General features: G+C 40.3%; 14 protein-coding genes and 2 other annotated features. Of the genes, 12 read left to right on the top strand and 2 right to left on the bottom strand.

What is annotated here, in order from left to right:
* Positions 1-255: 255 nt before the first annotated feature.
* Positions 256-379: a sequence feature (ribosomal protein L20 leader region), on the top strand.
* 176 nt (positions 380-555) lie between these two features.
* The 5 genes from infC to CE058_RS15140 all read left to right on the top strand — a co-directional run bounded on the left by infC (position 556) and on the right by CE058_RS15140 (position 2,685).
* Complete coding sequence (gene infC, locus CE058_RS15160; protein ID WP_048008086.1) at positions 556-1,059, top strand: translation initiation factor IF-3; 504 nt, start codon at positions 556-558, stop codon at positions 1,057-1,059.
* Positions 1,060-1,074: 15 nt separating this feature from the next.
* Positions 1,075-1,275 (top strand): 50S ribosomal protein L35, encoded by a 201-nt coding sequence (rpmI, locus tag CE058_RS15155; RefSeq protein WP_009333215.1) that lies wholly within the window; start codon positions 1,075-1,077, stop codon positions 1,273-1,275.
* A gap of 26 nt (positions 1,276-1,301) precedes the next feature.
* Positions 1,302-1,661, top strand: a complete 360-nt coding sequence (gene rplT / locus CE058_RS15150; protein WP_009333214.1) for a 50S ribosomal protein L20 — start codon at positions 1,302-1,304, stop codon at positions 1,659-1,661.
* A 118-nt stretch (positions 1,662-1,779) separates the two neighbouring features.
* On the top strand, positions 1,780-2,052 hold the full coding sequence (locus tag CE058_RS15145) for a DUF1294 domain-containing protein (RefSeq protein ID WP_163143751.1): 273 nt from the start codon (positions 1,780-1,782) through the stop codon (positions 2,050-2,052).
* Positions 2,053-2,115: 63 nt separating this feature from the next.
* Complete coding sequence (locus CE058_RS15140; RefSeq protein WP_163143749.1) at positions 2,116-2,685, top strand: TVP38/TMEM64 family protein; 570 nt, start codon at positions 2,116-2,118, stop codon at positions 2,683-2,685.
* 28 nt (positions 2,686-2,713) lie between these two features.
* Here CE058_RS15140 and CE058_RS15135 read toward each other — a convergent pair whose 3' ends face one another.
* A complete protein-coding gene (locus CE058_RS15135) occupies positions 2,714-3,127 on the bottom strand; it encodes a hypothetical protein (protein WP_048008089.1) in 414 nt (137 codons plus the stop codon).
* Positions 3,128-3,261: 134 nt separating this feature from the next.
* Between CE058_RS15135 and CE058_RS15130 the strand changes: the two genes are divergently transcribed.
* The 4 genes from CE058_RS15130 (at position 3,262) to CE058_RS15115 (ending at position 6,232) form a co-directional block, all read left to right on the top strand.
* Positions 3,262-3,753, top strand: a complete 492-nt coding sequence (locus CE058_RS15130; RefSeq protein ID WP_163143747.1) for a dUTP diphosphatase — start codon at positions 3,262-3,264, stop codon at positions 3,751-3,753.
* A 107-nt stretch (positions 3,754-3,860) separates the two neighbouring features.
* On the top strand, positions 3,861-4,946 hold the full coding sequence (locus tag CE058_RS15125) for a M42 family metallopeptidase (protein WP_163143745.1): 1,086 nt from the start codon (positions 3,861-3,863) through the stop codon (positions 4,944-4,946).
* Positions 4,947-5,059: 113 nt separating this feature from the next.
* Complete coding sequence (dcd, locus tag CE058_RS15120; protein WP_163143743.1) at positions 5,060-5,578, top strand: dCTP deaminase; 519 nt, start codon at positions 5,060-5,062, stop codon at positions 5,576-5,578.
* 12 nt (positions 5,579-5,590) lie between these two features.
* A complete protein-coding gene (locus tag CE058_RS15115; protein ID WP_163143741.1) occupies positions 5,591-6,232 on the top strand; it encodes a dCTP deaminase domain-containing protein in 642 nt (213 codons plus the stop codon).
* A 189-nt stretch (positions 6,233-6,421) separates the two neighbouring features.
* Here the strand turns inward: CE058_RS15115 and sspI are convergent, their stop codons facing one another.
* Positions 6,422-6,628: a small acid-soluble spore protein SspI gene (sspI, locus tag CE058_RS15110; RefSeq protein WP_009333207.1), complete on the bottom strand. Its 207-nt coding sequence runs from the start codon at positions 6,626-6,628 to the stop codon at positions 6,422-6,424.
* Positions 6,629-6,769: 141 nt separating this feature from the next.
* Between sspI and CE058_RS15105 the strand changes: the two genes are divergently transcribed.
* From CE058_RS15105 to pheT, 3 genes are all read left to right on the top strand, one after another.
* Positions 6,770-7,519: a TrmH family RNA methyltransferase gene (locus CE058_RS15105; protein ID WP_163143739.1), complete on the top strand. Its 750-nt coding sequence runs from the start codon at positions 6,770-6,772 to the stop codon at positions 7,517-7,519.
* A 76-nt stretch (positions 7,520-7,595) separates the two neighbouring features.
* Positions 7,596-7,873, top strand: a binding site (T-box leader).
* A gap of 65 nt (positions 7,874-7,938) precedes the next feature.
* On the top strand, positions 7,939-8,976 hold the full coding sequence (gene pheS / locus CE058_RS15100; RefSeq protein WP_048011922.1) for a phenylalanine--tRNA ligase subunit alpha: 1,038 nt from the start codon (positions 7,939-7,941) through the stop codon (positions 8,974-8,976).
* Between the two features lie 42 nt (positions 8,977-9,018).
* Positions 9,019-11,433 (top strand): phenylalanine--tRNA ligase subunit beta, encoded by a 2,415-nt coding sequence (pheT, locus tag CE058_RS15095; RefSeq protein ID WP_163143737.1) that lies wholly within the window; start codon positions 9,019-9,021, stop codon positions 11,431-11,433.
* The last annotated feature ends 133 nt before the right edge of the window (positions 11,434-11,566 follow it).

The raw sequence follows: 11,566 nt of genomic DNA, 5'->3' as shown, positions 1-11,566 counted from the left end.
TACTGCCCGTTAGACTGCGATCAAAAAGGGCTGCAAGTGCTGCAGCCCTTTTTAATAAGTTTTTCCATAGAACATTTAAGAGCCGGATGAGACAAACGAAAGAGCTGGCATTAAATTCATTTTGAAAAAATATTAAAATCGTATTGCCAAAAGCGATTAATTTTGTTATGCTTTTCTTCGTTGTGATAAAAGTTATTCGTTTGACACGGAATCATTCTTTGTGATATAGTAGCTAAGGTAAATTGAATACAGTTTGAGGAAAAGAAGAAGCACCCGCTTCTCACCTGATTGACGCAAAGCGCAGTTGGCAGGTTTTACGTGAACATTTTCTGTTTATATACGTAAGTGTGGGTGTTTTCATCCGCACTTTTTTATTTGGTTAAAAACAGCTCTGATTCCGTCACGGAAGAGAAATGTTTCATAACTTGCGATTCAGCTTTGGTCCGGTGCAGCTTACAGCTTTAAAGTTGTCTGCTAAGCAGGCGCTTGCGCTTTTCTTGACCCAAACGTTGTGTTCGCATTAAACCTTGGAGGTGTCTAGCTATTAGCAAAGATATGTTGTTAAACGAGGGCATTCGCGCCCGCGAAGTCCGTCTTATTGACCAAAACGGCGAGCAGTTAGGTATTAAATCAAAATTCGACGCACTTGAAATCGCTTCTCGTGCCAATCTTGATCTTGTTCTGGTTGCACCGAGTGCGAAGCCTCCGGTAGCCCGTATCATGGACTACGGAAAGTTCAAATTCGAGCAGCAGAAGAAAGATAAAGAAGCTCGCAAAAACCAGAAGATTATCAGTATTAAAGAAGTTCGTCTTAGCCCGACTATTGAAGAGCATGACTTTAATACTAAACTTCGCAATGCTATTAAATTCCTTGAAAAAGGCGATAAAGTAAAAGCATCGATCCGATTCAAAGGTCGTGCCATTACGCATAAGGAAATTGGCCAGCGTGTACTAATTCGATTCGCACAAGCATGCAATGAAGTTGCAATAGTGGAATCACATCCAAAAATGGATGGCCGAAGCATGTTTATGGTCTTAGCACCGAAAAACGACAAGTAAGAGGAGGAATTCCCAATGCCAAAAATGAAAACTCACCGCGGCGCTGCTAAGCGTTTCAAAAGAACAGGTTCTGGTAAACTGAAGCGTTCTCACGCTTACAGAAGCCATATGTTCGCGAACAAATCTCAAAAGCAAAAGCGTAAGCTTCGCAAAGGAACTCTTGTTTCTTCAGGCGATTACAAGCGCATCCGTAACTTATTAGTAAATCTTAAGTAATATCTCGAAATTAGGAGGGAAATAATATGCCACGTGTAAAAGGCGGTACAGTTACTCGCAAACGTCGTAAAAAAGTCATCAAATTAGCTAAAGGTTATTTCGGTTCAAAACATACATTATACAAAGTTGCTAACCAGCAGGTTATGAAATCCCTAATGTATGCTTACCGCGACCGTCGCCAGAAAAAGCGCGACTTCCGCAAACTTTGGGTTACTCGCATTAACGCAGCAGCTCGCATGAACGGTCTTTCTTACAGCCGTTTAATGCACGGTTTAAAGCTTGCTGGCATCGAAGTTAACCGCAAAATGCTTGCTGAATTAGCAATCGCTGACGAAAAAGCATTTGCTGAATTAGCATCAGTTGCAAAGCAGCAGCTTAGCAAGTAATAATTTATACAATAGCCATTCCCTAGGGGGATGGCTTTTTAATTTGCTTTTGATGGACAGAAAGCTTCTTTTTCATTTAAGCTCAATACAGACTTAATACATATAAAGGAGAAAGCTCATGATTAAAACAATTGCTCTTATCTATCTGATCATGAATGTGATTGGCTTTTACCTGATGAAGCTTGATAAAGAAAAAGCAAAACGGAATGAGTTCCGTATAAGTGAGAAGAACCTCTGGATGACAGCCTTTTTGAGCGGGGCAGCGGGAATGACTTTGGGTATGAAGACCTTCAGGCATAAAACGAAGCATGTTCAGTTTAAATGGGGACTGCCTTTCTTGGCATTGCTTGAAGCAGGGCTGCTATTGTACCTGGTTATTCAATTGTCATAAACAGTCAGTGCCATCCATAAGCTTTAGGGAACAGCAGGAAAGTCATCGGGGAGAGGTGAAGGCATGAATGATCAATTGACTTTATTGTTTGCTATGGCAAAGACTGCTGGAATTCTTGCTCCCATTGCTTTTATCTTTTTTCATATCATCCGGCAGTTTCTATTTATTCCGGTACCGCTTGTCTGCATAACGGGGGGAGTTCTTTTTGGCAGTTTTTTTGGCTCTGTTTTCTCTCTTGCAGGGTTAATGATCAGCAGCATTCTATTTTATTTTCTAATCACAAAAATGCCGGGGACGCATGAAAAGCTTTCTTTATTAAAGAAGCGGTGGTTTGGAGAGTATCGGAATTTAACTGTCGGCCAGGTTGCAGTTTTAAGGCTTATCCCTTTTATTCATTATCATTTGCTGAGCTTTTGCCTGATGGAAAGAAACAAGGGATTTAATCAGTTCCTTAAAAATTCATGGATCACTAATTTGCCGCTGGCTGTTTTTTATACCGTTTTCGGAGAATTCATCAGCAGATTTACTCCTTCAATGATTGTCCTGATTGTGCTGTCACTTTCTGTTTTAGTATTTGTACTGAGGGAAAAGGTTACAGTTATTAAATGGAAGGAATTCTTCAAAACAGCATAAAAAAACGTTCGGGGCTGCCGAACGTTTTTTAAAGATGATCTTTAATTTCCTCGCCTGGAGAAGCTGTTTTGTGCATGAACTCCTTCACAGGGCTTTTCCAGTCAATTTTTGCAGTAGGATAGGCCTCGGTTATCTTTCTTTCGATAAAAAGAAAATCCTCCCTTACCATCCCTTTAAGGGCCGATGTATTGTGCGGCCAGAGGAAAATGGAGACCACATCAAAAGCATTATCAGTGGTACCCAAATACTTTTCTCCTTCAAACAAAACCCCTTTATACGTAATCAGGAAGTTCTTCCTGACATTTTCCTGGTCATCCCAAAAATAATATCGTTTCTGTTCGTGGGCAAGCTCTAGCTTTCTCTTGGAATTGAGCAGATATTTAACCGCTGTGTATATAAGAAAAAGAATCAGAGCAAACAATAGCATACGCAGGAGCCACATAGTAACCAGCCCTCCATCTTTATTTTCCTTACTATACGGATGAGATTAAAAAAAGTTTCAACTTTTTATTAATTTGTCATTTTTTTTTGTAAAATATAAAATAGGATTATTGAAATATAGATAGGATGAGAAAAATGGATTTTGAAAAGCTGTTTGACATGCAGAGACGGTTAAACCAGCATATCGAAAGAACCCATAAATTAACAAAAGAAGATTTGTTTAATAAAAAAGTTCTAGCACTAATTGTAGAATTGGGTGAATTGGCAAATGAAACAAGAAGTTTTAAATTTTGGAGCATAAAGCCTGCATCACCTAAGGAGAAAATTGTAGAAGAGTATGTTGATGGTATTCATTTTATTTTGTCGCTTGGTATCGAGTGTGGTTTTGATCGAGAAACCATCTATTCGATAGGACATGAGACTGAAAAATCAATTAGTGATCAACTTTTAGAAGTCTATGAGCTAATTTGTGAATTTCGTAATAGTCGTACATTATGTGACTATAGAGCAGTATTCTTAGCGTATTTGCAACTAGGCAAAATGCTTGGATTTACGCCTGCTGACATTGAAAAGGCGTATATTGACAAAAATGAAGAAAACTATAAAAGGCAGGCTGAAGGATACTAACTTGTAGTTCCGTCTGCAGGTGGAGAGAATATCCGTCTGATAATTCTTTTTATTAGTTCCCATGTTCTGTATAATAAGGTTAAATAAATATTAAGGGAGTCGAAATGATGGCTAAATTAGATGAAACGTTAACCATGCTTAAAGACTTGACGGATGCCAATGGAATTCCGGGCAATGAGCGCGCACCGCGCGAGGTTATGAAAAAATACATAACAGCCTATGCTGATGAAGTGTCAACAGATGGACTGGGCAGTTTGATAGCCAAAAAGACCGGCAAGGAAGGCGGTCCTAAAATCATGGTGGCCGGCCACTTAGATGAAGTTGGCTTCATGGTGACGAACATTGATGAAAAAGGATTTCTTCGCTTTCAGACTGTTGGCGGCTGGTGGTCACAGGTTATGCTCGCGCAGCGGGTGACGATTGTAACGTCAAAAGGGGATGTTACTGGGGTAATTGGTTCAAAGCCACCGCATATCTTGTCTCCGGAAGCGCGCAAAAAGCCTGTTGAAATTAAAGATATGTTCATTGATATTGGCGCTTCAAGCCGTGAAGAAGCGAAAGAATGGGGAGTAAAACCAGGTGACATGGTGGTTCCTTATTTCGAGTTTACGGTGATGAATAATGAAAAGATGCTTTTAGCAAAAGCATGGGATAACCGCATAGGCTGTGCAATCGCAATCGACGTTCTTAAAAAATTGAAAGATGCTGATCATCCGAATGAAGTATATGGTGTAGGCACAGTACAGGAAGAGGTTGGACTTCGCGGAGCCCGCACTTCTGCCCAAAAGATCCAACCGGACATCGCGTTTGGTGTAGATGTGGGAATCGCAGGTGACACACCGGGTATTTCTGAAAAAGAAGCCATGAGCAAAATGGGCAAAGGGCCGCAAATCATTCTTTATGATGCATCCATGGTTTCGCACAAAGGTCTCCGTGATCTTGTAACTGATACTGCGGATGAATTGAATATCCCTTATCAGTTTGATGCCATCGCTGGCGGCGGCACTGATTCAGGGGCTATTCATGTTACTCATAATGGAGTTCCTTCACTTTCCATCACAATTGCAACACGCTATATCCATTCTCATGCAGCAATGCTTCACCGAGATGATTATGAAAATGCGGTAAAACTAATAACAGAAGTTATTAAGAGATTGGATAAAGAGACAGTTGATAAAGTAACATTTGAATAAATAATTAAGATACTCTGATTAGTAATCAGAGTATTTTATTTGAATTTTAGTTATTTTGAATGGAAATATTAGTATATAATATAAATGTTCTAGTCTTATTAGGAGGTATTCAAGTGATTCTGTCTGGGAAAGAGATTGAGAAAAATCTAGGAGAGGAGATAATAATAACTCCTTTTGTAAAAGAACAGCTAAATCCCAATAGTTATAATTTAAGGTTACATAATGAGCTACTAATATATAATGAACATACCTTGGATATGAAAAAAGAAAATAAAACATCAAAAATAAGAATTCCTGAGGATGGGCTTATTTTATTGCCAGGAAAATTATATCTGGGAAGAACAATTGAGTATACAGAAACCAAAACTTATATTCCATTTATTGAAGGTAGATCATCAGTAGGTAGACTTGGTTTATCGATTCATATATCCTCACCATACGGTAATGTGGGATTTAAAGGATATTGGACTTTGGAAATTAGTTGCCTACAACCAATTAGAATATACCCCGAAATTAACATTTGTCAGATTTATTACCAAACAATCAAGGGAGAATTTGATTCATACAGTAGTTTGAAATATCAAAATAATAAAGATGTTCAATCTAGTAAGTTGTTTAAAGAATTTGAATAAGGAGAATGAAAAGTGTCTATTGTTCCTTTTATATTTGATGGGGAAAACAGGAATGTAACTAAAGATAAGGAAGAATTTAAAATTGAAGGTGAGTACATCCTATTACAAAATATTGACCAAAAACAAGTAGATCAATCTGATGATGCTAATACTTCTTATGATTTACGGATTGGTGGGCAATATTTGGACCATAGGGATTTACATCAAACTAAGCTTTCTGAGGGAGGAGTAATAAAACTCCAACCGCAGAATGCGATAATAATAGAGACACAAGAAGTAATATATTTACCTAAGACCCGGTTTGGACAAATTTTACCAAAGGTGAAATTACTGCAGAAAGGCCTGTCAAATACAACATCTAAAGTTGACCCAGGATATAATGGTCATTTGTTAATTACTGTGTTTAATCTAGGTAAAAACGAGATCCCTCTTCATTATGGTCAAAAATTCTGCTCTTTGGTTATTTCAGATACACAAGCTCAAGGAGTAAAAGCCTATAATAAACCACCTAAAAGGATAGATGGGAATGAAAAAAAAGGTTGGTTAAAAAGGCAGAGAGATGTAATTGAGTCAAATGCGGGTATTATTTCAATTTTGGCGATTCTTGCTACAGCTTTTTTAGGTATCTTACAAATTATTGCTTTTTTTAAGTAATATATGAATCTAAAAATAAAATTTTAATAGGTTTGAGTTTAAATATGTTAAGAATAAGTCAATCTCAATCCTGATATTTATTCATTCCTAAGTGGAGTAAAGTAAAATTAATTATTGGAAACAGCCCTCTAATTGTTATATATGTCTGACGATAGAGGGCTGTTAAATTAATTACCCAGTAATTCTCTGTTATTTCAGCCCACTCTCTAAAGTTTGAAGCATTTCCAGCTTGTCTTCTTCAGAGGAGTTTTTCCAGATTACCTCAAATAATACACCTAAGCCAGGCAGCATTTTTTCTTCCCCATTTTGAATTGCATCCACGATTGTATCTTTCAGTTCATCTTGAGAGTTGCCTGATACATTGTGTAAAATGGCATTGCGCAGGTTTAAATTCACCTTAATGCACTCCTTCCAGATTTAATTCGTTATTATCTTCTCTAATTTTGCTTTTATTATGTATTTCAAATAAGCTATAATGAAAAAACTGTACAGAAAAATTCCGGTTGTACGGGATTTTCTTTAAAAGGAGAGACCGTGTTGAAGCATATACAATCTGCAAAAAATCCAAAAGTTAAAGAATGGAAAAAACTTCTGGCCAGAAAAGAGCGTGACAAAACAGGTACCTTTTTAGTTGAAGGTTTTCATTTGGTGGAAGAAGCACTTAAAGCCAATCAAATAGAAGAAATAATCATTAGTGAAAATAAAAATATGCCTCCCGGCTGGGATTATGGCGACATCCCTGTAACAATGGTTACTGATGACATCATCGGACTGCTGGCGGATACGGAAACACCACAGGGAATTTTTGCTGTCTGCAGCCAGGAGCCATCCACTGAGGAAGTGAAAGGAAAACAGTTTTTATTAATTGATGCCGTACAGGATCCCGGCAATCTGGGTACGATGATCAGGACGGCAGATGCTGCTGGAATTGATGCTGTTATTGTGGGTGAAGGCAGCGTTGACGCATATAACCCAAAGGTGCTCCGCTCTGCACAGGGCAGCCACTTTCATTTGCCGATTTTAAGAGGAAATCTTTCTGACTGGGTCGTCAGATTGAAAGAAAGTAATGTACCTGTCTATGGAACCGCTTTGGAAAATGCCCGGGAATACACACGATATGAGTCCCTTGATTCCTTCGCACTTCTCGTTGGAAATGAAGGGAACGGGGTAAATAAAGAACTCCTCGCTAATACAGCAGCAAACCTTTATATACCGATATTCGGGAAAAGCGAATCACTCAATGTGGCGGTGGCTGCCGGAATTCTTCTTTATCATCTAAGAAAATAGAAAATGGGCGGCAATTTTATGAAAACCGTTTGAAACAGCCTTGAGAATGTAATATAATTAACAGCAAAATTATAAAAATAAAACGATGACGGAGACCAGTACCTTGCAGTCAGCCTTTTCAGGGAGAAAATGCCTAAGACTGAAAGCATTTTTACAGGAAATGCAAGAGAAGTTTCACCTCCTGAGTTGGCATCGGGACCATTGAAAAGTAATGTTGGCGCTCTGCTGAGCGAGCCGCTTCCCTTTTCGATGTAAAGATGTACCGGCATAAGCCGTTATCCCAATGAAGTGAACACGTGCATGAAGTACATATATGTGTTAAAAAGGGTGGTACCGCGAAACCTCGTCCCTTTATGGGGATAGAGGTTTTTTATTTTGGCCAAAAAAGTAAAAGTATTAATTTCAAGGAGGATTTTTAGATGCAAGAGCGTTTAAAGGAACTGCAAACTGAAGCGTTAGAAAAGATCAGCACAGCCGCTGATTTAAAAGAGCTAAATGATATCCGTGTATCCTATTTAGGCAAAAAAGGCCCGATTACTGAAGTGCTTAAAGGAATGGGGAAATTGTCTGCCGAAGAGCGTCCAAAAATGGGGGCCCTTGCGAATGAAGTTCGGGACAGCATTGCTGCCGGAATTGAGAAAAAGCAAAAGCACCTGGAGGAAGCGGCTGTTCAGGAAAAACTGGCTGCAGAAAAAATTGATGTCACTCTTCCGGGAAGACCTGTTAAATCAGGAAACCACCATCCGCTGACACGAATAATTGAAGAAATTGAAGATTTGTTCATTGGAATGGGTTATACAGTAGCTGAAGGCCCTGAAGTTGAAAAAGATTATTATAATTTTGAAGCATTGAATCTTCCTAAAGGCCATCCTGCCCGGGATATGCAGGATTCCTTCTATATTACAGAAGACATTCTTCTTCGAACCCATACTTCGCCGGTACAGGCAAGAACAATGGAGAAGCATGAAGGCAAGGGACCAGTTAAAATCATTTGCCCTGGTAAAGTATATCGCCGTGATAATGACGACGCTACTCACTCCCACCAGTTCATGCAAATAGAGGGCCTTGTTGTAGATGAAAACATCCGAATGACTGATTTAAAAGGAACATTGGAAGTCTTTGCAAAGAAAATGTTCGGTGATGACAGGGAAATCCGTCTTCGTCCAAGTTTCTTCCCGTTTACAGAGCCATCTGTGGAAATGGATATTTCCTGTAAGATCTGCGGCGGAAAAGGCTGCAGCGTATGTAAAGGCACTGGCTGGATTGAAATTCTTGGTGCCGGAATGGTTCATCCAAATGTCCTGGAGATGGCAGGCTTCGACTCTAAGAAATACACAGGCTTTGCATTCGGAATGGGTCCTGAGCGAATTGCCATGCTTAAGTATGGTGTAGACGATATTCGTCATTTCTACACAAATGATGTGCGTTTCTTGAAGCAATTTTCAATTCATGAATAATTAGAAAGCCCGGAGCTGGACAATAACTAAGGAGGATCACAAATGTTCGTTTCATATAAATGGCTGCAGGAATATGTTGATTTATCAGGCGTTACACCTGCAGAGCTTGCAGAAAAGATTACTAAAAGCGGTATTGAAGTTGAAGGCGTAGAGGTTTTGAATGAAGGCATCAAAGGTGTGGTTGTAGGGCATGTCCTTGAAAGGGAACAACACCCAAATGCCGATAAACTGAATAAATGTTTAGTTGATACAGGTGCTGGTGAGCCTGTACAAATCATCTGCGGTGCCCCAAATGTGGATAAGGGACAGAAAGTGGCCGTGGCTACAGTAGGAGCTGTTCTTCCAGGCAATTTTAAAATAAAGCGTGCCAAGCTGCGCGGCGAAGAATCGAATGGAATGATCTGTTCGCTTCAAGAGCTCGGCATTGAAAGCAAGCTGATTGCAAAGGAATACTCTGAAGGCATTTATGTTTTCCCTAATGATACAGAGGTTGGCCAGGATGCTCTTGAGCAGCTTAATCGTGACGACCAGATTCTGGAGCTTGGATTGACACCTAACCGTTCTGACTGCTTAAGCATGCTGGGTGTTGCATATGAAGTGGCAGCTATTTTAGGAAGGGAGGTAAAGCTTCCTGCACCTCAAGCTGAGACTTCTTCCGAGAGGGCATCTGATTACATTGATGTTCAGGTGGACGCAAAGGAAGATAATCCTCTTTACGTTGCGAAAGTAGTAAAAAATGTAAAGGTTGGCCCGTCTCCTGTATGGATGCAGGCGCGTTTAATGGCAGCAGGCATTCGTCCTCACAATAATGTGGTGGATGTCACAAACTACATTTTGCTTGAATACGGGCAGCCGCTGCATGCTTTCGATTATGACCGGCTGGGATCGAAGCAAATCCTTGTCCGAAGAGCAAATGATGGCGAAGTGATTGTTACTCTTGATGATGCAGAGCGTGAGTTAACATCAGATCATCTTTTAATAACAAATGGGACAGAGCCAATTGCACTTGCGGGTGTCATGGGCGGGGCAAATTCTGAAGTGCAGCCTGACACTAAAAATGTGATTATCGAATCAGCTTATTTTAAAGGTGCAACAGTAAGAAAAGCATCAAAAGACCATGGCTTAAGAAGTGAAGCAAGTGCCCGCTTTGAAAAAGGTGTGGATCCAAACAGGGTTAGAGCTGCTGCAGAAAGAGCTGTTCAACTGCTTGCACAATATGCGGGCGGAGAAGTACTTGAAGGTTCTGTAGAAGCTGATGCACTGCAAGTGAAACCTGCCGTGGTGTCTGTAACGCTTGAAAAAATCAATCGTGTCCTTGGCACGGAATTATCCATGAAAGAAGTAGAGGATATTTTTGCCCGTCTTCAATTTGCGACGAATACTGATAACGATACAATTACGGTTACAGTTCCCACTCGCAGAGGCGACATCACGATTGAAGAAGACCTGATTGAAGAAGTTGGCCGTTTATTTGGCTACGATAATCTGGTATCGACTTTGCCGATTGGATCGTCTACACCAGGGCATCTTACCCAATACCAGAATAAACGCAGATTGGTCCGCCGCTTTCTTGAAGGTGCGGGGCTTTATCAGGCAGTAACTTATTCATTAACAAATGAAGCAAAAGCGGCTCAATATGCACTGGAAGAACGCAAGCCTGTGCAGCTGGCAATGCCTATGAGTGAGGACCGCAGCCTGCTTCGGTTAAGTATTGTTCCTCAGCTTCTGGAGGTATTAAAATATAATTCGGCACGCCAGAACGACAGCCTGGCTGTTTATGAAACAGGAGCAGTGTTCCTCTCCAATGGAGAAGAGGAATTGCCTGAAGAGCGTGAGCATCTTGCCGGTGCGGTTACTGGCCTATGGCACAGCCATCCATGGCAGGGAGAAAAGAAGCCGGTTGATTTTTACGTTGTAAAAGGTATCCTTGAAGGGTTATTTGAAAAGCTGGGACTTTCTGATAAGATTGAATTCCGTCAAGCGCAAAAGGATGGAATGCATCCTGGCAGAACAGCAGAAGTATTGCTTTCCGGGGAATCAGTGGGATTTGTCGGCCAAATCCATCCGACTGTCGAAAAAGAACTTGATTTGAAAGAAACCTATGCATTTGAGCTTTCATTAAAAGCGATTCTGGAAGAAGAAGTTTCACCTTTGCAGTATGAAGCTATTCCGCGTTTCCCTTCAATCACAAGGGATATTGCACTTGTGGCAGATCAGGGAACAGCAGCAGGTGAGCTTAAAGGGATCATTAAAGAAGCTGGCGGCAAATTATTGAAAGACGTCCATGTTTTTGACTTGTACGAAGGCGAACGGATGGAGCCAGGCAAAAAATCGCTTGCTTTCTCCCTTAAATACTTCGACCCTGAACGTACTCTGACGGATGATGATGTAACAAAAGCGCATGACAAAGTATTAGAAGCTGTGAAGGAAAAAGCCGGAGCAGTATTGAGAGGATAAATTGAGGAAGGCAGCCTAGGGGCTGCCTTTTCTTTGTTTGGCCGATAAACTCTGATTATTAGCCGAAAGTACTCAAAAGGATGAAGGTCTCTTAAACTGTAAAAAAGCATCCAATCTCCTTAGATTGGATGCT

It is taken from the genome of Bacillus sp. 22-7, from assembly GCF_010628845.1.
Taxonomy (GTDB): domain Bacteria; phylum Bacillota; class Bacilli; order Bacillales; family Cytobacillaceae; genus Cytobacillus; species Cytobacillus firmus_B.
The sequence above is the reverse complement of the archived record's forward strand: the minus strand, read 5'-3'. Positions and strand labels throughout refer to the sequence as shown.